This is a genomic window from Streptomyces sp. NPDC058371, from assembly GCF_042723265.1.
Taxonomy (GTDB): Bacteria; Actinomycetota; Actinomycetes; order Streptomycetales; family Streptomycetaceae; genus Streptomyces.
This window is the reverse complement of record NZ_JBHXJC010000008.1, coordinates 1-26,142: the sequence shown is the minus strand read 5'-3', so window position 1 is coordinate 26,142 and position 26,142 is coordinate 1. Positions and strand designations below refer to the sequence as shown.

At 70.2% G+C, this 26,142-nt stretch carries 24 protein-coding genes and 1 tRNA gene; 14 read left to right on the top strand and 11 right to left on the bottom strand.

What is annotated here, in order from left to right:
* Positions 1–186 precede the first annotated feature (186 nt).
* Positions 187–495: a small hydrophobic protein gene (locus ACFWM2_RS23220; RefSeq protein ID WP_383282996.1), complete on the top strand. Its 309-nt coding sequence runs from the start codon at positions 187–189 to the stop codon at positions 493–495.
* 119 nt (positions 496–614) lie between these two features.
* Here the strand turns inward: ACFWM2_RS23220 and ACFWM2_RS23215 are convergent, their stop codons facing one another.
* Positions 615–1,382 (bottom strand): potassium channel family protein, encoded by a 768-nt coding sequence (locus tag ACFWM2_RS23215; protein WP_383282993.1) that lies wholly within the window; start codon positions 1,380–1,382, stop codon positions 615–617.
* A 140-nt stretch (positions 1,383–1,522) separates the two neighbouring features.
* Positions 1,523–4,270 (bottom strand): pyruvate dehydrogenase (acetyl-transferring), homodimeric type, encoded by a 2,748-nt coding sequence (aceE, locus tag ACFWM2_RS23210; RefSeq protein WP_383282991.1) that lies wholly within the window; start codon positions 4,268–4,270, stop codon positions 1,523–1,525.
* 468 nt (positions 4,271–4,738) lie between these two features.
* Here aceE and ACFWM2_RS23205 point away from each other — a divergent pair, with 468 nt between their 5' ends.
* The 6 genes from ACFWM2_RS23205 to ACFWM2_RS23180 all read left to right on the top strand — a co-directional run bounded on the left by ACFWM2_RS23205 (position 4,739) and on the right by ACFWM2_RS23180 (position 9,485).
* Positions 4,739–5,176, top strand: coding sequence for a DUF3052 domain-containing protein (locus tag ACFWM2_RS23205; protein ID WP_383282988.1), 438 nt, complete (start codon positions 4,739–4,741; stop codon positions 5,174–5,176).
* Between the two features lie 265 nt (positions 5,177–5,441).
* Complete coding sequence (locus ACFWM2_RS23200; RefSeq protein WP_383283722.1) at positions 5,442–5,900, top strand: peroxiredoxin; 459 nt, start codon at positions 5,442–5,444, stop codon at positions 5,898–5,900.
* Between the two features lie 115 nt (positions 5,901–6,015).
* Positions 6,016–6,591, top strand: a complete 576-nt coding sequence (locus tag ACFWM2_RS23195; RefSeq protein ID WP_383282985.1) for a TerD family protein — start codon at positions 6,016–6,018, stop codon at positions 6,589–6,591.
* Positions 6,592–6,723: 132 nt separating this feature from the next.
* Positions 6,724–7,299: a TerD family protein gene (locus tag ACFWM2_RS23190; RefSeq protein ID WP_383282982.1), complete on the top strand. Its 576-nt coding sequence runs from the start codon at positions 6,724–6,726 to the stop codon at positions 7,297–7,299.
* A 117-nt stretch (positions 7,300–7,416) separates the two neighbouring features.
* On the top strand, positions 7,417–8,565 hold the full coding sequence (locus tag ACFWM2_RS23185) for a DUF475 domain-containing protein (protein WP_383282979.1): 1,149 nt from the start codon (positions 7,417–7,419) through the stop codon (positions 8,563–8,565).
* 182 nt (positions 8,566–8,747) lie between these two features.
* A complete protein-coding gene (locus tag ACFWM2_RS23180; RefSeq protein WP_383282976.1) occupies positions 8,748–9,485 on the top strand; it encodes a Tellurium resistance in 738 nt (245 codons plus the stop codon).
* A gap of 25 nt (positions 9,486–9,510) precedes the next feature.
* Here ACFWM2_RS23180 and ACFWM2_RS23175 read toward each other — a convergent pair whose 3' ends face one another.
* Positions 9,511–10,416 carry a TerD family protein gene (locus tag ACFWM2_RS23175; RefSeq protein ID WP_383282973.1) on the bottom strand — a complete coding sequence of 302 codons (906 nt, stop codon included), beginning with the start codon at positions 10,414–10,416 and terminating at the stop codon, positions 9,511–9,513.
* A gap of 189 nt (positions 10,417–10,605) precedes the next feature.
* On the opposite strand from ACFWM2_RS23175, the gene ACFWM2_RS23170 reads away from it, so the two are divergent.
* From ACFWM2_RS23170 to ACFWM2_RS23160, 3 genes are all read left to right on the top strand, one after another.
* Positions 10,606–11,769: an HpcH/HpaI aldolase/citrate lyase family protein gene (locus tag ACFWM2_RS23170; RefSeq protein ID WP_383282970.1), complete on the top strand. Its 1,164-nt coding sequence runs from the start codon at positions 10,606–10,608 to the stop codon at positions 11,767–11,769.
* Between the two features lie 80 nt (positions 11,770–11,849).
* Entirely contained in the window at positions 11,850–14,465 is a 2,616-nt protein-coding gene (locus ACFWM2_RS23165) for a phosphoribosyltransferase (RefSeq protein ID WP_383282967.1), read from the top strand.
* A complete protein-coding gene (locus tag ACFWM2_RS23160) occupies positions 14,465–15,283 on the top strand; it encodes an HAD family hydrolase (RefSeq protein ID WP_383282964.1) in 819 nt (272 codons plus the stop codon). The genes ACFWM2_RS23165 and ACFWM2_RS23160 overlap by 1 nt, the downstream gene beginning before the upstream one ends.
* A 46-nt stretch (positions 15,284–15,329) precedes the next feature.
* On the opposite strand, the gene ACFWM2_RS23155 is transcribed toward ACFWM2_RS23160, so the two are convergent.
* The 4 genes from ACFWM2_RS23155 to ACFWM2_RS23140 all read right to left on the bottom strand — a co-directional run bounded on the left by ACFWM2_RS23155 (position 15,330) and on the right by ACFWM2_RS23140 (position 18,734).
* Complete coding sequence (locus ACFWM2_RS23155) at positions 15,330–15,548, bottom strand: zinc ribbon domain-containing protein (protein ID WP_383282961.1); 219 nt, start codon at positions 15,546–15,548, stop codon at positions 15,330–15,332.
* Positions 15,549–15,598: 50 nt separating this feature from the next.
* On the bottom strand, positions 15,599–16,210 hold the full coding sequence (locus ACFWM2_RS23150) for a DUF4383 domain-containing protein (RefSeq protein WP_383282958.1): 612 nt from the start codon (positions 16,208–16,210) through the stop codon (positions 15,599–15,601).
* Positions 16,211–16,413: 203 nt separating this feature from the next.
* Positions 16,414–17,835: a hypothetical protein gene (locus ACFWM2_RS23145; RefSeq protein ID WP_383282955.1), complete on the bottom strand. Its 1,422-nt coding sequence runs from the start codon at positions 17,833–17,835 to the stop codon at positions 16,414–16,416.
* 74 nt (positions 17,836–17,909) lie between these two features.
* Positions 17,910–18,734, bottom strand: coding sequence for a DUF4097 family beta strand repeat-containing protein (locus tag ACFWM2_RS23140; protein WP_383282952.1), 825 nt, complete (start codon positions 18,732–18,734; stop codon positions 17,910–17,912).
* Positions 18,735–18,948: 214 nt separating this feature from the next.
* Here ACFWM2_RS23140 and ACFWM2_RS23135 point away from each other — a divergent pair.
* Positions 18,949–19,023: transfer RNA gene (locus ACFWM2_RS23135), tRNA-Val, on the top strand.
* A gap of 603 nt (positions 19,024–19,626) precedes the next feature.
* Here the strand turns inward: ACFWM2_RS23135 and ACFWM2_RS23130 are convergent.
* Both ACFWM2_RS23130 and ACFWM2_RS23125 read right to left on the bottom strand, forming a co-directional pair.
* The gene (locus tag ACFWM2_RS23130; protein ID WP_383282949.1) at positions 19,627–20,271 is read right to left on the bottom strand and encodes a LysE family translocator; all 645 of its coding nucleotides are present in this window, start codon (positions 20,269–20,271) and stop codon (positions 19,627–19,629) included.
* Between the two features lie 1,495 nt (positions 20,272–21,766).
* Positions 21,767–22,108 (bottom strand): hypothetical protein, encoded by a 342-nt coding sequence (locus ACFWM2_RS23125; protein ID WP_383282946.1) that lies wholly within the window; start codon positions 22,106–22,108, stop codon positions 21,767–21,769.
* 283 nt (positions 22,109–22,391) lie between these two features.
* On the opposite strand from ACFWM2_RS23125, the gene ACFWM2_RS23120 reads away from it, so the two are divergent.
* Together ACFWM2_RS23120 and ACFWM2_RS23115 are read left to right on the top strand one after the other, a co-directional pair.
* The gene (locus ACFWM2_RS23120) at positions 22,392–22,895 is read left to right on the top strand and encodes a MarR family winged helix-turn-helix transcriptional regulator (protein ID WP_383282943.1); all 504 of its coding nucleotides are present in this window, start codon (positions 22,392–22,394) and stop codon (positions 22,893–22,895) included.
* A gap of 202 nt (positions 22,896–23,097) precedes the next feature.
* Complete coding sequence (locus ACFWM2_RS23115; protein ID WP_383282940.1) at positions 23,098–23,682, top strand: hydrolase; 585 nt, start codon at positions 23,098–23,100, stop codon at positions 23,680–23,682.
* Positions 23,683–23,866: 184 nt separating this feature from the next.
* On the opposite strand, the gene ACFWM2_RS23110 is transcribed toward ACFWM2_RS23115, so the two are convergent.
* Positions 23,867–24,778, bottom strand: a complete 912-nt coding sequence (locus tag ACFWM2_RS23110; protein WP_383282937.1) for a ketopantoate reductase family protein — start codon at positions 24,776–24,778, stop codon at positions 23,867–23,869.
* A 67-nt stretch (positions 24,779–24,845) separates the two neighbouring features.
* Positions 24,846–25,616: an MBL fold metallo-hydrolase gene (locus tag ACFWM2_RS23105; RefSeq protein ID WP_383282934.1), complete on the bottom strand. Its 771-nt coding sequence runs from the start codon at positions 25,614–25,616 to the stop codon at positions 24,846–24,848.
* 72 nt (positions 25,617–25,688) lie between these two features.
* Between ACFWM2_RS23105 and ACFWM2_RS23100 the strand changes: the two genes are divergently transcribed.
* Positions 25,689–25,919 (top strand): DUF2277 domain-containing protein, encoded by a 231-nt coding sequence (locus ACFWM2_RS23100; RefSeq protein ID WP_383282931.1) that lies wholly within the window; start codon positions 25,689–25,691, stop codon positions 25,917–25,919.
* Positions 25,920–26,142: the final 223 nt, after the last annotated feature.

The window sequence follows — 26,142 nt, the reverse complement described above, 5'->3', positions numbered from 1 at the left end:
CCCTTCCTCGGGGGTTAGGTGAGCATGCACGAGGGGTGGAGCTTCCCCACCACACGGGAGAGAACCCCACCGTTTTTGCGACCTGCCGGGGGGGGGACCCCCCCCCGACAGGTCTGTGCGAGGGGATCGGGGGTACCCGCACATCGAACCCGAACTGACCGACAGAGTCTGGAAGTTCAGGAGTTGATGATGGCGGGCTTCGGACACGGCACGCGCAAGTACCCCCGTTCACGTGGCCGGACGTGGTCACGGAGCGGGCCGGATCGCGCGACGCTCGGAATCGTCGGTGTCATCTGCGCGGTCGCCGGATTCTTCGTGCTGGGGATCATCCTCGGCCCGGTGGCGATCGTCTGCGGCTGGCTCGGCATGGGACGCAGCTGGGGCGGCGCCCGCCCACTCCCGGCGCTCATCGCCGTGGTGCTGGGCGCGATCGACACCCTGCTGGCCGTCATCTGGCTGGCCGGTACGTCGCCGATGGGCAACGGACTGCTCTGACCCCGGCCCGGTCCCGGCAACGGGCCGGCGCCGGGGTGGGTCGGGGTGGGTCGCCACTTCCGGCGCCACGAGGTGCCGTCGGCTTCCGCGGCGACGGCACGCACAGCGCGGGCCGGCAGCTACACCGGCTGCGAAGGCTCGGTCGGCCCGGGTACCGCCTGCGGTACCCGGGACAACTCGGCGAGCTCCGCCCGCAGGGCGCGTACCTCGTCCGTGAGGGCCTCGATCGCGGCGGTCTGCCGCCGCTCCTCCACGTCGTCCTTCTCGAACCGTGCGATGAACCACGCGGCGATATTGGCGGTGACGACACCGAGCAGCGCGATGCCGGAGAGCATCAGGCCGACCGCGATGATGCGGCCCAGACCGGTGGTCGGGGCGTGATCCCCGTACCCCACCGTGGTCATCGTCGTGAACGACCACCACACCGCGTCGCCCAGCGTCTTGATGTTCCCGTTCGGTGAGTCCCGCTCGACCGAGAGCACGGCGAGCGAACCGAACATCAGCAGCCCGATCACCGCGCCGGCGACATACGTCGTGAGCCGGATCTGCGAGGCCATCCGCGCCCGCCGGCCCACCAGCATCAGCGTCGAGACGAGCCGCAGCAGCCGCAGCGGCTGGAGGATCGGCAGGATCACCGCGCACAGGTCCAGCCAGTGGGTGCGGACGAAGCCCGGCCGGTCCCGCACCAGGGCCAGCCGTACGACGTAGTCGGCGGCGAACGCGCCCCAGACCACCCACTCCACCACCGTGCACCCGCTGGCCAGCGAGCGGCTCGCGTCGCTGTCCACGATCGGCACGGCATACGCAACGGCGAACGCCACCGCGAGCCCCAGCAGAGGCCGCTGACTGAGCCGTTCCCAACGCCCCTGCGCCGATTCATCCTTCATACGCGCATCGTAGAAAACAACGCCCCACGGACGCGCCCGACCGAGGCGCCCCGCCAGGGGCGCGGGGAACTGCGCGACCAGCCCCCACGCCCCCGCAGACAATCACCGACCTCGAAGAGCGCCGGTACTCGCGCGGAGCGCTACGCGTCGCCGCCCGCCGCGCCCGGGTCGGCCGCCGTCACGTCGAGCAGCTGGTAGCGGTCGATCGCCTGCTTCAGGACCGACCGGTCGACCTTGCCCTCGCGCGCCAGCTCGGTCAGCACCGCGACCACGATCGACTGCGCGTCGATGTGGAAGAAGCGCCGGGCCGCGCCGCGCGTGTCCGCGAAGCCGAAGCCGTCCGCGCCCAGGGACTGGTACGTGCCCGGCACCCAGCGCGCGATCTGGTCGGGAACCGAGCGCATCCAGTCGGAGACCGCCACGAACGGACCTTCGGCGCCCGACAGCTTGCGCGTCACATACGGGACGCGCTGCTCCTCCTCCGGGTGGAGCAGGTTGTGCCGCTCCACGTCGACCGCCTCACGGCGCAGCTCGTTCCAGGAGGTCGCCGACCAGACGTCCGCCTTGACGTTCCACTCCGAGGCCAGGATCCGCTGGGCCTCGACGGCCCACGGGACCGCGACACCCGACGCCATGATCTGCGCCGGGATCGTCCCCGCGGTCCCCTCGGAGAAGCGGTGCACGCCCTTGAGGATGCCCTCGACGTCCACGTTCTCCGGCTCGGCCGGGTGCTGGATCGGCTCGTTGTAGACGGTGAGGTAGTAGAAGACGTCCTCGCCGTGCGGATGCTCCTCGGAGGAGCCGTACATCCGGCGCAGACCGTCCTGCACGATGTGCGCGATCTCGAAGCCGTACGCCGGGTCGTACGCGACACAGCCCGGGTTGGTCGAGGCGAGCAGCTGCGAGTGGCCGTCCGCGTGCTGCAGACCCTCACCGGTCAGCGTCGTACGGCCGGCGGTCGCACCGAGGACGAAACCGCGCGCCAACTGGTCGGCCATCTGCCAGAACTGGTCGCCGGTGCGCTGGAATCCGAACATCGAGTAGAAGACGTACACCGGGATCAGCGGCTCGCCGTGCGTCGCGTACGCCGAACCCGCGGCGATCAGCGAGGCCGTACAGCCCGCTTCGGAGATGCCGTCGTGCAGCATCTGCCCGGTCGGCGACTCCTTGTACGCGAGCAGCAGTTCGCGGTCCACGGACTCGTACTGCTGGCCGAGCGGGTTGTAGATCTTCGCACTCGGGAAGAACGAGTCCATGCCGAAGGTGCGGTACTCGTCGGGCGCGATCAGCACGAACCGCTTGCCGATCTCCTTGTCCCGCATGAGGTCCTTGAGCAGACGGACAAAGGCCATGGTCGTGGCGATCGACTGCTGACCGGAGCCTTTCTTCACGCTCGCGTACGTCTTGTCCTCGGGCAGCGTGAGCGGCTTCGACCGCACGACGCGGGTCGGGACGTACCCGCCCAGGCCCTTGCGGCGGTCGTGCATGTACTGGATCTCCTCCGAGTCGCGGCCCGGGTGGTAGTACGGCGGTGCGCCGTCCTCGAGCTGCTTGTCGGAGATCGGCAGGTGCAGCCGGTCGCGGAAGCCCTTGAGGTCGGCGACGGTCAGCTTCTTCATCTGGTGCGTGGCGTTGCGGCCCTCGAAGTTCGGGCCGAGCGTCCAGCCCTTGACGGTCTGCGCCAGGATCACCGTCGGCTGGCCCTTGTGCTCCTTGGCCGCCGAGAACGCCGCGAAGATCTTTTTGTGGTCGTGCCCACCGCGGCCCAGGTGCAGGATCTGGTCGTCGGTCATGCCGTCCACCATCGCGCGCAGCCGGTGGTCGTGACCGAAGAAGTGTTCGCGGATGTACGCGCCGGTCTCGGTGGCGTACGTCTGGAACTGGCCGTCCGGTGTGGTGTTCAGCTGGTTGACCAGCACGCCGTCGCGGTCCTGGGCGAGCAGCGGGTCCCAGGTACGGTCCCAGACCAGCTTGATGACGTTCCAGCCGGCGCCGCGGAACTGCGACTCCAGCTCCTGGATGATCTTGCCGTTGCCGCGCACCGGGCCGTCGAGCCGCTGGAGGTTGCAGTTGACGACGAAGGTCAGGTTGTCCAGGCCCTCGCGCGCCGCGATCGACAGCTGGCCGAGCGACTCCGGCTCGTCCATCTCGCCGTCACCGAGGAACGCCCAGACGTGGGACTTGGAGGTGTCCGCTACATCGCGCGCCGCCATGTAGCGGTTCATCCGCGCCTGGAAGATCGCGCCGAGCGGGCCGAGGCCCATGGACACGGTCGGGAATTCCCAGAAGTCCGGCATCAGCCGCGGGTGCGGGTACGAGGACAGGCCGTACGGCGCCTTCGACTTCTCCTGCCGGAACGCGTCGAGCTGCTGCTCGGAGAGCCGGTCGAGGAGGAACGCGCGGGCGTAGATACCGGGGGACGCGTGCCCCTGGAAGAAGATCTGGTCGCCGCCGTCGCCCTCGTCCTTGCCGCGGAAGAAGTGGTTGAAGCCGACGTCGTAGAGCGAGGCGGAGGAGGCGAAGGTGGCGATGTGGCCGCCGACGCCGATGCCGGGGCGCTGCGCCCTGGACACCATCACGGCGGCGTTCCAGCGGGTCGCGTTGAGGACCTTGCGCTCGATCTCCTCGTTGCCCGGGAAGAAGGGCTCGTCCCTGGTGGCGATGGTGTTGACGTAGTCCGTGCTGCGCATCTCCGGCACGGCCACGCGCTTCTCGCGGGCCCGCTCGATGAGTCGCAGCATCAGGTAGCGGGCCCGCTCCCGGCCACGCTCGTCGACGGCGGCGTCCAGGGAGTCGAGCCACTCCTGGGTCTCTTCAGGATCAAAGTCAGGAACCTGACTCGGAAGGCCGCCAATGATGATCGGGTTGCGATCGGATCCGGAAGCCACGCTGTTCCTTCACTGTCAGAGGGCCATTTTTCGCTGGTATTCCAGGTGTCTGCACCGTTCCCCATCGTGTACCTCGGGAACGGAAACGTCATCTCTACTGCGGGGTAATCAGGACGTTTGTCCAGCCCCGGAGGGGCGGGCCCGGCCAAACCGCAACGATACGCCCAGCCCTTCTCGCGTTCCGTAAAGCCTTTCGACTCCCGTACCCTCGGAGGGTTCCGAATTCCGCAAACCGGGCAGAAAGGTGTGGTGTGCATCACTCGGGGCTGTGATTCCATGCCTGGAGTTGCGTCGACACGGCCAGGATCGTCACCGTTTCGGCGGTCTCGACGGCCGGGTACTTGCGCGATCCGCCCCGCCCGTGTGGACTACGGCCAATGCTTCGCGCACGCGCGTGGCTGAAGACTTCCCCCAGCTCCCGACGGAGACGGGGGAGACCCCCAACCGAACATGATCAGGAGGCAACCCGTGAGCGCGACCGCGGACCACGCGGAGGAGAGGACGAACCCTGCCGCGAGGCTGGGGTTCCAGCCCGAGCAGGTGGTCCAGGAGATCGGCTACGACGAGGACGTCGACCAGGAGCTCCGCGAGGCCATCGAGGAAGTCATCGGCACCGAGCTCGTGGACGAGGAGTACGACGACGTCGCCGATGCCGTGGTGCTGTGGTTCCGCGACGAGGACGGCGACCTGACTGATGCCCTGGTGGACGCCACCACGTACATCGAAGAGGGTGGCACCATCCTGCTGCTGACGCCGAAGACGGGCCGTGACGGCTACGTCGAGGCCAGCGACATCGCCGAAGCCGCGACGACCGCGGGTCTGTCCCAGACGAAGACCGTCAGCGTGGGCAAGGACTGGAGCGGCAGCCGGCTGGCCACGCCCAAGGCGGCCAAGTCGAAGCGGTGACGCCCCGCCTGGCCGGGCCGGGCACCTCTGCCGGGAGCTTCCGCTCCCGGACCCTCGGACATTCGGCCTGAAGGGCCTCGTCCACGAACGCCGGACGGGCTGAGACGACGTTTCTCAGCCCGTCCGGCGTTTCGGTTCCCGGCCCGTACGGCGCCCTGCGTCTCGACCTCCCCGTGGGGTGCCCACGGGGACCCGCACGGTGTGCGGTGATCGCTGCGTAGGGTGGCCTCACCCGAACAGCCCCCTGGAAGGGAAGCGTGTGACTATGGCGATCGAGGTCGGCACCAAGGCTCCGGACTTCGAGCTCAAGGACAACCACGGTGCCACCGTGAAGCTGTCCGACTTCCGTGGCGCGAAGAACGTGGTGCTCCTCTTCTACCCGTTCGCTTTCACCGGCGTGTGCACCGGTGAGCTGTGCGCCCTGCGCGACGAGCTGCCGAGGTTCACCGACCGTGACACCCAGCTGCTCGCCGTCTCCAACGACTCCATCCACACCCTGCGCGTCTTCGCCGAGCAGGAGGGCCTGGAGTACCCGCTGCTGTCCGACTTCTGGCCGCACGGCAACACTTCGCGCGCGTACGGCGTCTTCGACGAGGAGAAGGGCTGCGCGGTGCGCGGCACCTTCATCATCGACAAGGAAGGCGTCGTCCAGTGGACCGTCGTGAACGGCCTGCCGGACGCACGTGACCTGAATGACTACGTGAAGGCACTCGACACCCTGTGATTCTTCGGTCCCAGGGCCTGCAGGGTCCGGGAACCCGTCACTAGGATCGACACGTTGATCCGAATACCGACGCACGACGGGGCACTCCGCCCCTGAACACCATTTGGGAGGACTCGTGGGAGTCAGCCTCAGCAAGGGCGGCAACGTTTCGCTGTCGAAGGAGGCCCCGGGCCTGACCGCGGTCATCATCGGTCTGGGGTGGGACATCCGCACCACCACCGGTACCGACTTCGACCTCGACGCCAGCGCCATCCTGACGAACGCGGAGGGCAAGGTCAGCAGTGACGCCAACTTCGTGTTCTTCAACAACCTCAAGAGCCCGGACGGCTCGGTCGAGCACACCGGTGACAACACCACCGGTGAGGGCGAGGGCGACGACGAGCAGATCAAGGTCAATCTCGCCGCCGTTCCGGCCGACGTCGACAAGATCGTGTTCCCGGTCTCGATCTACGAGGCCGAGAACCGCCAGCAGTCGTTCGGCCAGGTCCGCAACGCGTTCATCCGCGTGGTGAACCAGGCGGGCGAGGCCGAGATCGCGCGCTACGACCTCTCCGAGGACGCCTCGACGGAGACCGCCATGGTCTTCGGCGAGCTCTACCGCAATGGCGCGGAGTGGAAGTTCCGTGCCATCGGCCAGGGCTATGCCTCGGGCCTGCGCGGCATCGCGCAGGACTTCGGCGTGAACGTCTGAGTCGACCGCAGGCCCTGTGGCCTCTGACTCACCCGTCCGGCGCCGCACTCATCCAGTGCGGCGCCGGACGCGCTCGACAGCGGCGCCGGACCGCTGGACAACTGAAGTAAGACCTCGGGGAGGACCAGCATCATGGGCGTCACGCTCGCCAAGGGAGGCAATGTCTCCCTCTCCAAGGCCGCACCCAACCTCACTCAGGTGATGGTCGGGCTCGGCTGGGACGCGCGCTCCACCACCGGAGCCGACTTCGACCTCGACGCCAGCGCTCTGCTGTGCAACGCGGGCCGGGTGCTCGGTGACGAGTGGTTCATCTTCTACAACCAGCTGAAGAGCCCGGACGGCTCGGTGGAGCACACCGGTGACAACCTCACGGGTGAGGGCGAGGGGGACGACGAGTCGATCCTGATCGACCTCTCCAAGGTGCCCGCGACCGTGGACAAGATCGTCTTCCCGGTCTCGATCCACGACGCCGACAACCGGGGCCAGACCTTCGGCCAGGTCAGCAACGCGTTCATCCGCGTCGTCAACCAGGCCGACGGCCAGGAGCTCGCCCGATACGACCTCAGCGAGGACGCGTCCACCGAGACGGCGATGATCTTCGGCGAGGTCTACCGGTACGGCGCCGAATGGAAGTTCCGCGCGGTCGGCCAGGGGTACGCATCCGGACTACGGGGCATCGCCCTGGACTTCGGAGTCAACGTCTCCTAGCGCTTGTGGGGGCCGCCCGCGCCGGCCGGAGGGACTGCGCTCTACACTTCGTGGTCAACGTTAGGTAAAGCCGAGTACGGCGCGGGGGAGACCCGTACATACACGATTGGGTAGCCAGTGCTTCTGAAAACCTTCGGCTGGTCGTTTGCGGTCACCGCGCTCGGCTTGGTCGCGGCGGGCTTCTACGGGGGGTGGACCGCCCTCGGCATCGTGGCGATCCTTTCCATCCTGGAAATCTCGCTGTCCTTCGACAACGCGGTGGTCAACGCCGGAATCCTGAAGAAGATGAGTGCCTTCTGGCAGAAGATCTTCCTCACGGTCGGTGTGCTGATCGCCGTCTTCGGTATGCGACTGGTGTTCCCCGTCGTGATCGTCGCCATCAGCGCCAAGATCGGCCCGATCGACGCGGTCGACCTCGCCCTGAACAACAAGGACCACTACCAGCAGCTGGTGACCGACGCCCACCCGGCGATCGCCGCCTTCGGTGGCATGTTCCTGCTGATGATCTTCCTCGACTTCATCTTCGAGGACCGGGACATCCAGTGGCTGCGCTGGATCGAGCGGCCGCTGGCCAAGCTCGGCAAGGTCGACATGCTGTCGGTGTGCATCGCCCTGGTCGTCCTGCTGGTCACCGCGTTCACCTTCGCGACCCACGCCCACCAGCACGGCGGCGCGCACGTCGACAAGGCGCAGACGGTCCTCATCTCCGGCATCGCGGGCCTGATCACCTACATGGTCGTCGGCGGTCTCTCCGGCTACTTCGAGGACAAGCTCGAGGAAGAGGAGGAGCGCGAGCACGAGGCGGAGGAGGAAGCCCAGCGGAGCGGCAAGAAGAAGCCGGCCATCGTCCTCGCCGGCCAGGCCGCGTTCTTCATGTTCCTCTACCTGGAAGTGCTGGACGCGTCCTTCTCCTTCGACGGCGTGATCGGCGCCTTCGCCGTCACCAACGACATCGTCCTGATGGCCCTCGGCCTCGGCATCGGCGCCATGTACGTCCGGTCGCTCACGGTCTACCTGGTCCGCCAGGGCACCCTCGACGACTACGTCTACCTGGAGCACGGCGCGCACTACGCGATCGGCGCGCTCGCCGTGATCCTGCTCGTCACCATCCAGTACCAGATCCACGAGGTCATCACCGGCCTCGTCGGCGTGGTCCTGATCGCCTGGTCCTTCTGGTCGTCGGTGCGCCGTAACAAGGCACTGGCGGAAGCCGAGGGAAAAGGGGAGGCCTCGGACGAGAAGACTGAGGTCTCGTCCGGGGTCTGAAATGTTGCTTTTCGAGGCTCGGTTCGCCTCCTGGCACCGGCGCGCCCCATCGGCTCACCAGCCTTTGGACGCCGCCTCCTTGGTGTGAACCGGGTCGGGGTGCGGAACGCTCTGAACGGGGCGGCCGTGAGGACGAGTCCTCGCGGCCGCCCCGCCGCATATCTAGGCACGTGGGGGGCGGAATGGGTTTCTGGGAAGATCTGTGGCGCGGACGCTCGGCGGACTTCGACTCGGGCAGCGCGTCGACCAACGCCATCGAGCTGACCAAACGCCACCGTCAGGTCTCACTCACCAAACAGGGCGCCGCCACCGGCAACCTGCGCGTCAACCTGTCCTGGCGGATGCGCACCTCCGACATAGGCGGGCCCGAGCGCGGCAGCCTGCTGCGCCACCCGTTCCAGGCGTTCAAGCCGGAAGTGGTCCAGGCGCACACCCAGAGCATGGTCAACGTCGACCTCGACCTCGGCTGCATGTACGAGCTCACGGACGGCACCAAGGGCGTCGTCCAGCCGCTGGGCGGCTTCTTCGGCGAACTCAACGCGCCGCCGTACGTGAAGCTCAGCGGCGACGACCGCTTCGGCTCGGGTTCCGGCGAGACGATCTTCGTCAACCTCGACCACCGCGACGACATCAAACGGCTGCTGGTCTTCGTCTACATATATGACCAGACGCCCGCCTTCGACCGTACGCACGCCATCGTCACGCTCTATCCGAGCAACGGCCCGCGCATCGAGATCGGCCTCGACGAGCGCCACCCGCAGGCCCGCTCCTGCGCGGTCGTGATGATCGAGAACAACAAGGGCGAGCTGACCGTCCGCCGCGAGGTGAAGTTCGTGTACGGCTTCCAGGCCGAGCTCGACCGTCTGTACGGGTGGGGCCTGCAGTGGGGGCGGGGCTACAAGTCGAAGGTCGACCGCTGAGCCGGGGCCCGCTGCCCCGCGCGGCTCAGCGTCCGATGAACTGCGGTCCTTGAGGCGGCAGCCTGAACTCCGGGTCCGGCTGCGTGCCCACCGGCTGCGGATAGCCGTACGCGGGCGGCTCGACGGCCGCCGTCTGCGGCTGCGGATAGCCGTAGGCCGGCTGGTTCGGGGGCCGGCCCGCGGGCTCCGGATAGCCGTACGGCCCCGGAGCGGGCTCGGGGGGATAGCCGTAGGCGGGCTGGGAGGCCTGCTGCGGCACCGGTGCGGGCTGCTCGGGAGGCAGCGGCACCGAGGTCTCGGGCGGCCCCGCGGGCGCGGACCAGGTGCCTTCCGGGGTGGCCGGGGGCGTCGCCCAGGTGCCGTCGGGCGGGGTCGGCTCGGCGGTCTCCGACTCGTCCACCGAGATGCCGAAGTCGGTCGCCAGGCCCTGCAGGCCGTTCGAATAGCCCTCGCCGAGCGCCCGGAACTTCCAGCCCTCGCCGCGCCGGTAGAGCTCCCCGCAGATCAGCGCCGTCTCCGCGCCGGTCTCCGGCTTGATGTCGAAACAGGTCAGCGGTTCACCGTCCGCGACCGTCGCGTCGTACAGCAGGATGCGCAGGTCGCGTACGCGGTCGAAGGTGACGCCGTCCGCCGAAGCGACCAGCAGAATCTGTCCGACGGCGGACTCGACACCCGCCAGATCTGTCTGGATCGTGTCGGTGAGGCCCTCGGCGACCCGCTTCTTGCCGAGCCGCCAGACCTTGGCCGACGGGTGCCGGGGCTGGTTGTAGAAGACGAAGTCCTCGTCGGATCGCACACGACCGTCGGGACCGAGGAGCAGCGCCGAGGCATCGACGTCCGGTACGCCCTGCCCCGGCGTCCAGCGCAGCACCGCACGTACCGCTGTGGCGTCCAGCGGGACGTTCGACCCCTTCAGCATCGCGTGCGTCATGCGGTCATCCTGCCCTCTCACGGCTGGTCACGACAATGTGGGGTACTCGGTGCCCGCACCGGAAGAGTGTGTGCTGGACACAGCTGAGTTACCAGAACTTCATGCCCAGTGGGAACTCTTGACATAGGAATCTACGTACTATTACCGGCCACATCACGTCAGGCCGCCGAGCCGTCACGGGGGAGTCTCATGCGTCATTTCGGGCACGTAGCCCCTGAAGAGCGACAGCGTCTCTTCCATCAGGAGCCGAGCGTCTTCACGGCTCAGTCCCCGGCGCGCGTCCTCGCCGCGGCCCTCGGGGCCACGCTCTACAGCCCGGCGACCCGGCCGCAGCTGGCCGACGACATCGTCAAGCAGGGCGGGCGCGGTGTGATCTCCATGGTCCTGTGCCTGGAGGACTCGATCGACGACGCGGACGTCGCGGACGCCGAGGAGAACCTGGTCCGCCAGTTCACCGACCTCGCCGGACGGCCGGGCGCGGAGCTCCCGCTGCTGTTCGTGCGGGTCCGCGCCCCCGCGCAGATCCCGGACCTCGTCGAGCGGCTCGGCCCCGCCGCCCGGCTGCTGTCCGGATTCGTACTGCCGAAGTTCACCGAGGAGCGGGGCGTCCCCTTCATGGAGGCGCTCACGGCGGCCGAGGCGGCGAGCGGACGGCGGCTTTTCGCCATGCCGGTCCTCGAATCGCCCGGCCTGCTCTATCTGGAGTCCCGCCGGGAGACCCTGGAGGGCATCTTCCGCACGGTCGACAAGTACCGCGAGAGAGTCCTCGCGCTGCGGCTCGGCGTCACCGACTTCTGCTCCGCGTACGGCCTGCGCAGAGCGCCCGACATGACGGCGTACGACGTGCAGATCGTGGCCTCCGTGATCGCCGACGTGGTGAACGTGCTGGGCCGGTCCGACGGCACGGGATTCACCGTCACCGGGCCCGTGTGGGAGTACTTCCGGGTCCAGGAGCGCATGTTCAAGCCGCAGCTGCGCCGCAGCCCCTTCACCCCGGAGGCCGAGGACCTGCGGGCCGCGCTGATCGAGCACGACATGGACGGGCTGCTGCGCGAGATCGCCCTCGACCGCGCCAACGGTCTGTTGGGCAAGACCTGCATCCATCCCTCGCACGTACTGCCCGTGCACGCACTGTCCGTCGTCAGTCACGAAGAGTTCAGCGACGCCCAGGACATCCTCCGGCCGGAGCGGTGCGGCGGGGGTGTGCTGCGGTCCGCGTACACGAACAAGATGAACGAGGTGAAGCCGCACCGCGCCTGGGCCGAACGCACTCTCCAGCGCGCCGAGGTCTTCGGCGTCGCGAACGAGGACATCGGCTTCGTGGAGCTGCTCGCCGCGGGCCTTCCCGCCTGAACCGGCAGGCGGGTCGGCCGGCCCGCCCGGCGTGACCAATCGAACAACCGGCCCCGGGCCGGACGACCAGCAAGGAATCGATGAGCAACGTGGTGTGGACGGGGACCTGGGTCGCGCAGCGGCTGGGTGTCGAACTCGTCGGTGACGAGAAGCTGAGCGACCTGCTGGGGCTGGCGCTGCGGCGCAACCCCAAGCGGGCGCATCTGCTCGTATCGAACGTGCTCGGCAAGCATGTGCCGCAGTCACCGACCGTGGTCTACGGGTACGGGTTCGCGCTCGGCCGCCGGGTGCGCGACCTGCTCGGCACCGACGAAGCCCGCGCCGCGGTGGTCCTCGGCTACGCGGAGACCGCCACCGGCCTCGGCCACTCGGTGGCGGACGGCATCGGCCTCGCGCCCTACCTCCACTCGACCCGCCGCCCCGTCCCCGGAGTCGCCCAGGCCGGCGGCTTCGAGGAGTCCCACTCCCACGCGACCTCGCACCTGCTGCTGCCCGCGGACCCGCGGCTGCTGTCGGGCGCCGGCCCGCTGGTCCTCGTCGACGACGAGTTCTCCACCGGCAACACGGTCCTCAACACGATCCGCGCCCTGCACGAGCGCTTCCCGCGCGAGCGGTACGTCGTCGTGGCCCTGGTCGACATGCGCTCCGCCGCGGACCTGGGGCGCCTGGCGGAGTTCGCCCGTGAGATCGGCGCGCGCGTCGACCTGGTCACGGCGGCGTCCGGCACGGTGAAGCTCCCGGACGGCGTCCTGGAGAAGGGGCAGGCGCTGGTCGCCGCGCACGAGCAGGCGCCGGTCGCCGGGCTGGGGCGAGTGCCGGCCGCCGGGCAGGATCAGGCGCCGGTGGCCGCCGAGGCGTCGGACGCGGGTGTCCGTTCCGCCCGACCGCACGCCGGACCGGTCACGCGCGTCGAGCTCGGCTGGCCGGACGGCGTGCCCGACGGCGGCCGGCACGGCTTCACGCCCGAGCACCGAATACGGCTGGAGGGCGCGCTGCCCGCCATGGCGGGCCAGGTCGCCGACGCGCTCCCGGAAGGGACACGGCGCGTCCTCGTACTCGGCTTCGAAGAGCTGATGTACGCGCCCCTGCGGCTCGCCCGTGAGCTGGAGCAGGCCGTGGACGCCGAGGTGCGGTTCTCCACCACCACCCGCTCGCCCGTCCTCGCCGTCGACGACCCCGGCTACGCGATACGCAGCCGCCTCGTCTTCCCCGCCCACGACCACCCGGACGACGGACCCGGCGAGCGGTACGCGTACAACGTGGCCGGTGCCGGCTTCGACGCCGTCCTCGCCGTCGTCGACTCCGCGGCCGACACCCCCGAACTGCACGCACCCGACGGCCTGTTGGCGCAACTCGCCGCCCACACGCCCGCGGTCCTGCTCGCCGTCGTGCCCGCGTACGCGCCCGTGGGTACGGCGCGGGCGGCGGGGGAGCCGGACAGTACGCACACGGCCCTGAGGCCGGACAGTACGCACACGGCCCTGAGGCCGGACAGCACGCACGCGGCCGTGAGGCCGGACGTCACCGAAAGGCGCTTCATGCTCCCCGAGCCCCTCCGCGGCCCAGCCTTCTCCTCCTACGCGCCGGACGAGGTCGGGTGGCTGCTGCGGGACCTCTCGGACGTGCACCTGGAGGCGCCGACCGAGGAGCGCGAGGAGGCGATCCAGAGCGGCGGCGCCCACTACGCGGAGTCGCTGCCCGTGGAGTACCAGCCGACCGAGCAGTACCAGGAGCTCTTCCAGGCGGCCCTGGACACCTCGGCGGCCCGCATCGCCCAGGCCGTCGGCGCGGTCACCGAGCTCGTGCTCGCCGAACGGTCACCGAGCCCCGTCCTCGTCTCGCTCGCCCGCGCGGGCACGCCCGTCGGCGTCCTGATGCGCCGCTGGGCCCAGCACCGTCACGGCCTCGACCTCCCGCACTACGCGGTGTCCATCGTGCGCGGCCGGGGCATCGACGCCAACGCGCTGCGCTGGCTGGCCGCCCACCACGACCCCGCCGACGTCGTCTTCGTCGACGGCTGGACCGGCAAGGGCGCCATCACCCGCGAACTCGCCCAGGCCATCGGGGAGTTCGAGGCGTCCGACGGCATCACCGGCTTCGACCCGGAGATCGCCGTCCTGGCCGACCCCGGCTCCTGCGTCCGCACCTACGGCACCCGCGAGGACTTCCTCATCCCCTCCGCCTGCCTCAACTCGACGGTCTCCGGGCTGATTTCGCGCACGGTCCTCCGTGCCGACCTGGTCGGCGAACACGACTTCCACGGCGCGAAGTTCTACCGCGAACTCGCCGGCGCAGATGTCTCCGTCGACTTCCTGGACGCCGTCTCCGCCCACTTCGCCGCGGTCTCCGACGCGGTCGACACGCAGGCCAAGGAACTGCTCGCCGCCGACCGCGCTCCCACCTGGGAGGGCTGGGCCGCCGTCGAGCGGATCAGCGAGGAGTACGGGATCCACGACGTGAACCTCGTCAAGCCGGGGGTCGGCGAGACCACCCGCGTCCTGCTGCGCCGCGTCCCCTGGAAGATCCTCGCCCGCGCCGGGGCCGGCGCCGACCTCGACCATGTACGGCTCCTCGCCGAACAGCGCGGCGTCCCCGTCGAGGAGGTCGGCGAACTCCCGTACACCTGCGTGGGGTTGATCCATCCCAAGTTCACCCGAGGGGCGACCGGCGCCGACGGCAAGGCGGCGACGGTCTGATGTCCGCGCCCAAGGTGCTCGTCGCCAGCGACCTCGACCGCACGCTCATCTACTCCGCCGCCGCCCTCGCGCTCACCATGCCCGACGCACGGGCTCCCCGGCTGCTCTGCGTCGAGGTGCACGAGAGCAAGCCCCTGTCGTACCTGACCGAAACGGCCGCCGGGCTCCTCACCGAACTCGGCGACAACGCGCTCTTCGTGCCGACGACGACCCGCACGCGCAAGCAGTACCAGCGCATCAACCTTCCCGGTCCCGCCCCGAAGTACGCGATCTGCGCCAACGGCGGGCATCTGCTCGTCGACGGCGTCTCCGACCCCGACTGGCAGGCCCAGGTGACGGCGCGACTGGCGCGCGAGTGCGCCTCCCTCACCGAGGTGCGCGAACACCTGGCCGCCACCGCCGACCCCGTCTGGGTCCGCAAACACCGGGTCGCCGAGGACCTGTTCGCGTATCTCGTCGTCGAACGCGAGCTGCTCCCCGAGGAGTGGGTGAAGGAACTCGCAGTCTGGGCCGAGAACCGCGGCTGGACCGTGTCCCTCCAGGGACGCAAGATCTACGCCGTACCCAAGCCGCTCACCAAGAGCGCGGCCGTGCGAGAACTGGCCCGCCGCACCGGCGCGGTCCTCACGCTCGCCGCCGGTGACTCGCTCCTCGACGCGGATCTGCTGCTCGCGGCCGACCGCGGCTGGCGCCCCGGCCACGGCGAACTCGCCGAGGCCGACTGGACGGCACCCGCGATCACCGCTCTGCCCGAGCGCGGCGTACTCGCCGGGGAGCGGATCCTGCGCGAATTTTTGCGGGAGGTCAGGGAGGCGTAGAGGGCGGAGCGCGCGGGGGCTCCCTCACCGGGCGGCCCCCGGGTGATCAGCCGCAGCAGCCCCCGCCGCAGCACCCGCCTCCGCCGCCCCCGCGCGGCGCCGGGGCCGGAGCCGAGGCCGAGCCGCCGACGGCCACGGTCGACAGGAGTTTCACCGTGTCGTCGTGGCCGGCGGGGCAGTCCGCGGGAGCCGAGGACTCCGCCATCGGGCGGCTCAGTTCAAAGGTGTCGCCGCAGGTCCGGCAGCGGTACTCATAGCGAGGCATGCGCACAGGTTAACGGGCGCCCTCGTGCTCGGCGAGGGTCGGCCGTACCCTCAGCCGGGCCCCGACCCGGAGTCGTCGCGCCCGGCCCCGGGCAGACGGCGGGCGAACCCCGCCCCCTGGCCCCCGTGGATCCGGCCCTGCGTCCGCTCCTCGGACTCGGCCTGCTCGGGATGGCGGGACCGCCAGTACGGGTTGTCGTGCGGCAGGGCCGAGCCGACTCTCCCGTACATGCCGAAGAACATCAGCATCACGCCGACCACAAAGCTGAACAGCACGTTCTGGATGCGGAAGGCGAGGAAGTTGGCGTCGGTGTCGAGCAGCGCCAGGTTCACGAAGCCGCTGAGGATGAAGGCGACGCCGACGATCATGTTGAGTGTCGAGGCGAAGTTCCCGCCGATGACCATGCCGGCGAAGAGCAGCAGGCCGACGCAGATCGACAGGACGCTGAGCGTGCCGTTGGTGTTCAGTCCCGCGACCCTGTCCCCGTGGGTGTCGAAGAAGCCGATCTTGTCGATCAGGCCGAGGATGCCGAAGGCGAGCAGCACGAGGCCCATGAGACCCGCGCCGACCCGGTAGAACCTGCTGAGGTGGTGGTCGACCGGCAGATGCTCGTCGAATCGGATACGCCGTCTCGACTCCGGATGAAGTACGTGTGTGGCCATGTCCGCCTCCCTCTGCCACTCGCGGAGGTCGTACGTACCGTACGAAGTCTTCCCGTACGTAGTCTTCAGGATCCGCCCACCGGGCCCGGACCGGCAACATCAAGCCGCACGAAAACCCGGTGCAACCGTGCGCCGGCCCCTCTCTCGCACGCTCTCGCACGGAGGAACCGCTCGGCTCGGGCCCCGGCACCCCGTTCCTGGGCTCAGGTCCCGGAACCCCGTTCCTCGCGGATCTGTGTGACCACGCGGGCCACCGTCAGGCGGACCGCCTCCGTCTCCGTCAGGAAGTGCCAGTAGTCGGGATGGCGGCCCTCCAGCGCGGCGACGGCACGGTCGAGGCGGGCCACCGATTCGTCCAGCGGCCGGGCGTGCCGCGGGTCGGGGGTGCTGCGGCCGGTCATGGCGAGGCGCTGGGCGTCGCGGATCGCGAAGCGGGTGCGGTCGATCTCCTGCTGCGGATCCTTGGCGACCGCGTTCAGCCGCTGCAGGCGGTCGCCCGCGGCGGAGACGGCCTCGTCGGTGTGGTTCAGCAGCGCCCGGACCGTGGACAGCAGGGAGGTCGCGTCCGGCCAGCGCTGGTCGTCCCGTGCGGCCTGCGCCTCCTTCAGCTTCAGCTCGGCCTGCCGTACGTTCTCCTCGGCCTGGTCCGGTACGTGCTGGAGGTCCTGCCAGCAGGCGGCGGTGAACCGGCGGCGCAGTTCGCTCAGCACCGGCTCGACCTGCCCGGAGCGGGTCGTCAGGGCCTGCGCGCGGGTGCGCAGCGAGACCAGCCGGTGGTCGATCTCGGCGGCCCGCTCGGGCAGTCGCTGGGCCTCCGCCCGTACGGCCTCGGCCTCGCGGGCGACCCGCTCGGCGCGCTCCAGCGTCTCCGGCACGCCGTGCTGGCCGGCGCCCTGGTTGAGCTTGGTCAGCTCGGGCCCGAGGGTGGCGAGCCGGGCGGCGAGGTCGTCGGCCTTCAGCCCCGAGCCGCGTACGGCATCGAGGGCGTTCGAGGCGGCGAGCAGGGCCTGGCGGGCACGCTCGACGGCAGGAGCGAGCCGGGCCAGCTGGGTCTCGGCCTTGCCGAGCAGCGGCCCGAGCCCCTGGGTGAACCGGTCCAGCTCCTGCTTGACCCGCCCCAGCTGGTCCTTGGCGGCGGTCAGCTCGGTGCGGGCCTGCGCGGCGACCGACGCCTCCAGGCCGTCCCGGTCGAGGTCGTGGGCGTCGACCGCGTCGATGTACTGGTGACTGGCCTCGTCGATGCGCCGGCCCAGCGCGTCGAAGTCGGCGACCGCGCGGCGGGCCGCCGGCGAGTCGTCGACCGCCGTGATCGTCTCTATCGAGATCCGCAGATCGCGCTGGGCGGTGTCCAGCTCGTAGAAGGCGGCCGCTGCGGCGTCCTTCGCGGCCTGCGCCTCGGCCCGCTGGCTCTCGGAGCGCCCGCCGAACCAGCGCCGGGTGCCCCCGCCTGCGAAGGCCGCGGGCAGCGCGAGCGCGGCGAGCAGCGGCAGAGCCATCAGGGTCAGTGCGTCGCGAGCCGCACGCGAGGGGCCGGCGGCGCGGCCGGCCCGGGGCCTCTGAGGGCGACGTACTCGCTGCGCGCATGGCACAAACGGCGTGTACGGCTGCGAAGGTGTCGCCGTCACATCCCTCTCCCGTGCTGTGGTCCGCCCTGCCCGGTGTCATTCTCCCACCCGATAGGGACGAACACACGGGCCGGTCAGTTCGCGGTTCGCACCGTGACCTTCCCGTCGTCGGTCCGGGCGGACACCACATGGGAGCTGGAGTCGTTCCGCGGCACCGACACCCGCACGGCGCCGTCCTCGGTCTCGGTGGTCACCCGGTAGGTCTCGTGGGGGAGCCCGATGGTGATGGAGCCGTCCTTGCTGCGTGATTCCACCAGGTCCGGTACGACGCCGAGTTCGAGCCGTACGGAGCCGTCCTCCGTATTGACCTTCACGCGGCGCGAGTCCACGCCGAGCGCGGCGACCGAGCCGTCGTCACTGTGCAGGTCCAGGGGGCCCGACGAGTCCGTGACGCGGACGGCACCGTCCGACGTACGAATGGTGAGCGCCTCCTTGAAGCCTTGCGCCGTCACGCGTCCGTCGCTGTCCTTCACGGTGACCGCGACCCCGCGGGGCACCTCGATCCGGTGCCTGGCCGAGCAGTCGGAGACCACGCCCGAGCACTTCATCCGCAGGACGAGCCGGTCGTCCTTCATGGACCAGGTCGCCCGGGGGTCCCCGCCGAAGGCGACGTGCCCCTTGAACCACCGGGTGACCTCGACCTTGTCGGCCGCAGCGGAGTCCGCGACCACCAGGTCGAGCGCCGAGTCGTCCGAGTCGATGGTGAGCGTGCGGCCCGTGAGGGCGAAGGCGCGGTGATCCGGATCCTTGTCGTCCCCGGCGTCGGCGCCACAGGCGGTGGCCGTCGCGACGAGAGCCACGACCACGGCGGAGGCGGCCACGATCCGGGTGCGGCGGGTGCGGGTGCGCAGGGTGCGCCGGGTGGAACGGGCCTGCGTGGTACGGGCGGTGCGAGTCATGCGGATCTCCCCCTGATAAGAACGGCGACGTGCGCCTTGGCCCCTCGGGCCGCGTTCCGCCGACGTCCTTCGACGTCCTTCGACCGTACGGAGCGGCGACCGCGCGCGGGATCCGGTGCGCTCCCCGATCAGGGGTGGGGATAACCCCCGCCCAGGCCCCGGATACGGGTTTGCGGGACAGTGCCTCGGGCAATGTAGGCTGTCGACTCGTCCTGGGCGCGTAGCTCAGTGGTAGAGCGCCGCCCTTACAAGGCGGATGTCGGCGGTTCGAAACCGTCCGCGCCCACCAGTTTCAGGACGCGAGAGAGGCCCAGGTCGGCGGGCAGGTACCCGGAGACCTGGGCCTTGATCTTTGTTGGCCGCTGGGTGGCTCCGCGGCACTTGCCGGTGCGGTGCATCAGCCGGCGCATGGTGGCGCCGCCGGTCGTGGCGGAGGTTCAGGAATCGGAAGTCCGACGTCGTCGCGATCAGGCCTCAGGGCGCTTGGCCGGCTACGGGCCTCACATACGTGGTCGCGACGGCAAGCGCCTCATCTCGGCGGGATGGAACTTTCTCTACTTCATCAAGCCCCGCGCACGGCGCGGGCGCGCGCCGCGTCTGCGGCGCGGCCCGGCTCCTGTCTGCGCCCCGGCTGGCCGCGCGCGGCGGCGCGCTGCGTGCATGCGGGCGGAAGCGAGAATGTCATCCGCGGGCCAAAGGCGTGCCTCCGGCGGGGGCGCTCAGACTCTGGGATGGAGGAGGCGCGGTGCGCGAGTGCCGGCCGGTTCGTGGTGAGCGTTGTGGGTTGAGTGGGGGCTGGGCAGGGGTGAGTTCTCTGGCATCCACGGGTGGCGTCAACGTCCCTGTATCGGCGCTCGCAGCAGGACTGGTGTCACGGGCCCGCGGGCCTGGCTCAGGTGGAGACAGGGGTGCGGGACAGGGCGGTGCGCAGCGCGAAGGCGCCGAGAAGGCCGCCTGCCGTGAACCGCTGGGCGGTCATGGCGCGGGGCCGGGTGGCCAGAAACCCCGACACCCGTGCTGCGCCCAGCATGATCAGAGCGTTCACGGAGATCCCCACGATGATCTGCACACCACCGAGCTGGAGCAGTTGCTCCCAGGCCGGACCTGCCTGCGGGTCCAGGAACTGGGGCAGTAGGGCGGCATACATAAGAGCGATCTTGGGGTTGAGCAGGTTGGTCAGCAGCCCCATTGAAAACAGGCGGGCGTCGGAGACCGGAGGCAGGTCCTGGGCCGGGGCGAAGGGCGAGCGGCCGCCGGGCTTGAGCATGCCCCAGGCGAGGTAGGCCAGGTAGGCGGCCCCGGCAAGCTTGACCACCATGAACGCCACCGGCACGGCGGCGAACAACGCGGACAGGCCCGCAGCCGCGGCCAGCAGGTAGCACACGAATCCCACGGCGGTCCCACTGAGGCTGACCAGGCCCGCCCTGCGGCCTTGGGTGATCGCGCGGGAGGCGAGGGGGATCATGTTCGGTCCCGGAGTCAGGGCCATGCCCAATTCGACCAGGGCCACTCCTCCGACTGCGGTCAGAGCGATCACCGGTCAACCTCCTGGTCGTTCGTCGGGTGCCCGACACGGATCGGGGTCACCCGGCTGCAACGGACGGCAACAACGCATCAGCAGCGCCTGCCTTGCCTGCCTCGCCTGCTGCAGAATACGGACCTGCCGCTCGGCATCTTCATGCACCCCCCGCCCCCGTTCCTAGCCCGCCGACGACAGCCGACAGCCCCGTCTCGGTTCTCCCTACGTGGTTCGCTAGAACTGGCCGATCAGCGGGAGCGCGTGCCACAGCTGTGCCACATCGTGCGGGCAACCGCGGTCAACCGCGGTCAATGACGGCTCGGCGCAGGCGAGATGTGCTGTTCACCCGGGTCGTCGCTACGGTGACGCGACCTGGGGAATCACGCCGCCGACCACGTCCGCCCTCACGAGGCGGATGTCGGCGGTTCGAAACGGTCCGCACCCACCAGTTTCAGGACGCGAGAGAGGCCCAGGTCGGCGGGTGGGACCCGGAGACCTGGGCCTTGATCTTTGTTGGCCGCTGGGTGGCTCCGCGGCACTCGCCGGTGCGGTGCATCAGCCGGCGCATGGTGGCGCCGCCGGTCGCGGCGGAGGCCGGCAATCGGAAGTCCGAGGTCGTCGCGATCAGGCTTTAGGGCGCCTTGTCCGGCTACGGGCCTCACATACGGGGCCGCGACGGCAAGCGCCTCATCTCGGCGGGATGGAACTTGCTCTACTTCATGAACTTTCTCTACTTCATCAAGGCACCCGGATGCGCTCCGCTCCGCCGGGCGTGGATAGGGCCGAAAGGCCATGAGTCGAGCACTCGACCTACGCGGTCACGTTCAAGACGATGCCTCCGGCGGGGGATCGGCCGGCACCGGGATGGAAGAAGCGCCGTTCCCGACTGCGGGCTCGTGTGGGCCTGCGCGGTGCGCCCATCCCGCCTGCCATCGACCCAGGCAGAGCCGAGCAGACGCGGCCCATGGCGTCCAGGTGGTTCGTACAGTGGCGCGCTCCACCTGGGCGCCAGGAACCACGCCCGCTCCACGGTGTGTGGGGCGACGGCCGACGGGATGGGAGCCGGGGCGAGTTGTGGGATGGGAGAGCTGGGCCAGTGACAGGCCCGGGACCGCGACGGGAGATGATCCGCTCATGCGCATACGGCGAGAGGCTCGTTGGTTCTTGTGGGGGCTGTGGCTTGCGTGTCTGGTGTTCGCCATCTGGTTCTTCGCAGAGGTGATCATGCTCTTCCTGCAGGCCGAGTCCTGGTGACGCAGCGAGGTGTCGTGCCCCTGCCGTGCCCGATCGACCGGTAACTGACGGGGAGTCATGGTGGTTGACGGGCAGCGCATATGAAAACGGCCCCTGACCGATTTACCTGGCCTCGCCTCGCGCCCCTGGGCCCGCCCCAGGTCTCGTGCCCGTGCCCGCGCCCGTTTCAGGTGGAGACCCCCGGCCGATTGCGGTCGGGGGTCCCGGTGTTGAGGGGGCTCGGGCCACCGTTCGGAACGGGGGCGGATCCCTGTGGGGGTTACGGAGTTGGTGTCGGGTCCTCGTGGGTGTGCTTCAGCCTGCTTCGGGCGTCGACCTTCTCGGGGGTCGTGACGTTGTCCCAGAAGCGGTGGCAGGTGACGAAGACGGCGAGTTCGCGTTCGCGGCGGCGGAGCTTCTCCACCTCGGCCTGCTCGTCGGCTGTCCAGCCCGGGGACGCGGGGCGTTCCACCTTGCGCCAGCCGTGGATGTCACTGAAGCCGTCCAGCGGCTCCACCGACCAGGGGAGCCGCTTGAGCAGGGCCAGGAGCTCCGCCCGGACCTGATGCAGCTCCTCCTGGCCGGCCAGGAGGTCACTCGGAAAGTCATAGGTCGCAGCCACGCGGCAATGGTACGCCTGTTCGATTTTGGGATGCGAGTTCCTTCGGGGACTTCACGCGAACGGGTCTTGGGGCCGGGCGATGGCCACGCTTCGAGGAGGGGGTGCCTGCGCGTCAGCCGGTGGCCAGGCCTTGGTGTGTGCCAGGGGAGATCAGCAGTTCCCGCGGGGTGTGCCGGCCCGTCGGCTTCCCTGAGGGGGAGTAGGCGGCCGGTGTGCGGCGTCGATCTATTCAGCCCAGGCTGTACAGGTGAAACTGGACAGGTTGGACTGAAGGTTTTACGTGGTGAGCGTGAACGACACCAACGCCGAGGGCGTCTCCGACTCCGCCGCCCGCGCGGCGCGCGATCTGCGGGTGGCTTTCAGCCGTCTGCGGCGCCGGATCCGGGAGGTGGCCGACACCGAGGACCACACCCCGTCCCAGGTGTCCGCGCTCACGCTGGTGAGCAAGAGCGGGGCCGCCTCGGCGAGCGCGCTGGCCGCTGCCGAAGGGGTGCGCCCGCAGTCGATGGCCGCCACCCTCGCCGCCCTCGACCAGCAGGGGCTGATCCGGCGCAGTCCGGACCCCGAGGACGGCCGCCGGCAGCTGGTCACCCTGACCGAGGCCGGGCGGGAGCGCGTCGAGGTCAACCGGCAGGCCCGCGAGGAGTGGCTGGCCCGCTCCCTTCAGGACCGCTGCACGGAGGAGGAACGCGCGGTCCTCATCGAGGCGATGGCCCTGATGGAACGGCTCACGGCCGGACCAGCTAGGCCGGCCGGACCGGCCAGACCGACCGGACCGGCCACATAGTCCAGACGTCCAGACCGTCATACCTCCGCCTGCCCGCGCTGCGTTGAACGCGCTGCGTGAACTTCGGGGACGTGGGCGCGTCGGCCCGTGGTCCGGGTGCGACAGCAGCACCTGCCCTACGGCGGCGTCCCGCACCGGACCGCTCTACGTTCGCTGCACGCGCCCCCCGCCCCCCACCCCCTCAGGTCTGAAAGGCCCCACCATGGCTCTCAGTGCCCTGGATCCGCGTACCGCCGTCGTCGTCATCGATCTGCAGAACGGCATAGTCGGCGCTCCCACCGCACCCCACACCGGCCCCGAAGTGGTGGCCCGCACCGTCGGACTCGCCGACGCCTTCCGTGCCCACGGCCTTCCGGTCGTCCTCGTCCGGGTCACCTTCGCCCCCGACGGAGCGGACGTCGTGCCCGGGCGCACCGAGGCGCAGAGCCCCGGCGGCAGCCGCCCGGAGGGCTGGGACCGTATCGTCGACGAACTCGCCGGGCACCCCGAGGACATCGTCGTGACCAAGCGCAACTGGGGTGCCTTCCACGGCACGGACCTCGACGTGCAGCTGCGCCGCCGCGGTGTCACCCAGATCGTGCTGACCGGTGTCGCCACCAACATCGGCGTGGAGTCCACCGCCCGGGCCGCCCACGAACACGGCTACCACGTCACCCTCGCCACCGACGCCATGAGCGACCTCGATCCGGAGGCCCACGGCAACAGCGTCGAGCGGATCTTCCCCCGCCTCGGGGAGACGGGTACGGCCGCCGAGATCGTCGAGTTGCCGGCCAAGTCCCGCGTCTGACAAGCGCGTTCGGGCGAGCCGGCCGACCGAGGGTGTTCGGCCGACCGAGGGTGTCCGGCCGACCGAGGGTGTCCGGCCGACCGAGGGTGTCCGGCCGACCGGGGGTGTCCGGTCGACCGACGGGCGGTTCGCCCTCGGTTCGTCGGCCGATGCCTCAAGTGCGCCGGCCGACGACCGGTCCGGCTCAGTGCGCCTTCAGGGACTCCACCAGCTCGCTCGCCACCGGCGTCGGTACGCCGTGCCGCTTCGCCGCGCGCAGCAACGCGCCCCCGATCGCGTCGAGTTCCAGCGCGCGGCCCGCCTCGGCGTCACGCTGCATCGAGGACTTGGTGTCCGGCGAGAACGCGTCGTAGCGGGCGAGCGCCTGAGCCGGGTCCGCCGGGGCGCCGCACGCACGCGCCACGGCCGCCGTCTCCTCGACCAGAGCCGTCAACTCCGCGCGGTGGTGCGTGCGTACGTCACCCAGCGGGAGCCCGTAACGGGTCGTCAGCAGCGCGAACGGCGCCAGGAACGACATCTTCGCCCACAGCGTCGCCGCCTCGTCGTCCTGTACGCGGACCGCGGGGCCGGCCGCCGCGAGCGCCCCGGCGAGTGCGTCGAGGCGCCCGCGTGCCACCGTGTCGCCGGTCAGGTCGATCTCCGCGAAGGGGCTGGCGTGTTCGATCACCCCGGGGCCGGTGCGGGTCGACTCGACGCGGATGACGGCCGGTGCCACCCGGCCCCTGCCGTAGCGGTCGCGCAGGGCCGTGGGGTGCTCGATGCCGTTCAGGAACGGTACGACCAGGGCGGCCTCGCCCAGCGCGGGCGCGGGCACCCGTTCCAGGGCCGCGTCCAGCGCCGTGTGCTTGACCGTGATCAGGCATGCGTCGACCGGCTCGCGCAGTTCCGTGTCCGCCTCGACCGCCGTGGTGAAGTCGCCGAAATGGGCGCTGCGCACGTGGATTCCGTCCGCGCGCAGCGTCCGTACGGTGTCGTCTCCCGCCAGGCAGATCACCCGGTGTCCGGCCCGGGCCACCAGCGCCGCCAGCAGCCCGCCTACGCCGCCGGGGCCCAGTACCGCCACGGTCAACCGGTCCGCGGGTGGGTTGTTCGTCATGTCGGTTCGGTCCTCTCGTCGGTCGGCCCCGCAACGGTGGCCGCCTCGGCGTGGATGATGTCAGCCGCTACAGCCGCGCGGACGCACCGGGCTCCAACAGGTGCAGCCGGTCGGCGAGTCCGGCCTCCGCGAACGCCTTCGTGAGGGTGTCGCCTTCCTGGGTGAAGTGGCCCCAGTGCTCGAAGTGCAGCGGTACGACGTGACGTGCGCCGAGGATCTCGGCGGCCTGCGCGGCCGCCTCGCTCGTGAGGGTCAGCGGAGCGTCCGGCACGAGCGGGGTGCGGGCCGCTCCCGCGAACAGGACGGCCACGTCGAACGGGCCCTGCCTGCGGGCGATTTCCCGTACGACGTCCAGCGACGCGTTGTCGCCGCTCACGTACACCTTGGGCAGGCCCTCGCCCGACAGCACGAAGCCGGTGACCTCGCCGACGAGGGGTTCGGAGCCGTCGGGGCCGTGCTGTGCGGGGACGGCGGTCACGCGCAGGGTGCGGCCGTCCGGGCGGGGGAGGTCGACGTGCTCCCAGGCGGGAACGGGCCGCACGGGAGCGCCTATGCGGTCGTACGCCGATGCCGTCGACAGCGTCAGGGGTGCGGACGCCAGGTAGGTCCGGCCCGAGGTGTCGAGGTTGTCCGGGTGCTGGTCGTGCGACAGCAGTACGGCGTCGACCGGGCCGATCTCCGTCACCGGGAGGGCCGGGCCGGCCGTCTTCACCAGCTTGCGCGAACCGATGGGGTACTCGCCCGGGGCGTCGAAGGTCGGGTCGGTCAGCAGCCGGACGCCTCCGAGGGTGAGCACGGCCGTGGGGCCGCCGACGTAGGTGATCTCCACAGTGGTCATGTTCTGCACAATCGGCGGGGTATCGGGGGTATTCCCGGGCCGGAACCGGGGGATGCGCGCGAGACTGGAGGTATGTGCCGCAGCATCAAGACCCTTCGTCCGCCCGTGCTCCCCGAAGAGGCCACCGAGGAGGACATCCGCGCCGCCGCCCTTCAGTACGTCCGCAAGGTCTCCGGCTTCCGTGCGCCGGCCGCCCACAACCGCGAGGTCTTCGACCGGGCGGTGGTGGCGGTCGCTGCGGCTACGGCGGAGTTGCTGGACGGGCTGGAGGTGCGGGGGGCTTCGGGGGCTCGGGCGGGGTGATTTTCGCTGGCGGGGGCGCCTTGAGCGGGGTCGGTTCGCTTTGTGCCGGTGGGTGTCGGTCGCCGTCCGGCGGTGGGTGGGTGGTTCGCCTTGTGTCGGTGGCGGGGCCGGTTCGCCTGGTGGCGGTGGGTGGGTGGTTCGCCGTCCGGTGGTGGGTGGGTCGGGTCCGTGCCGGTACATCCGCCCGTCGCCCTACCGGCTGTGCTGTCTTCTGGGGGCGCTC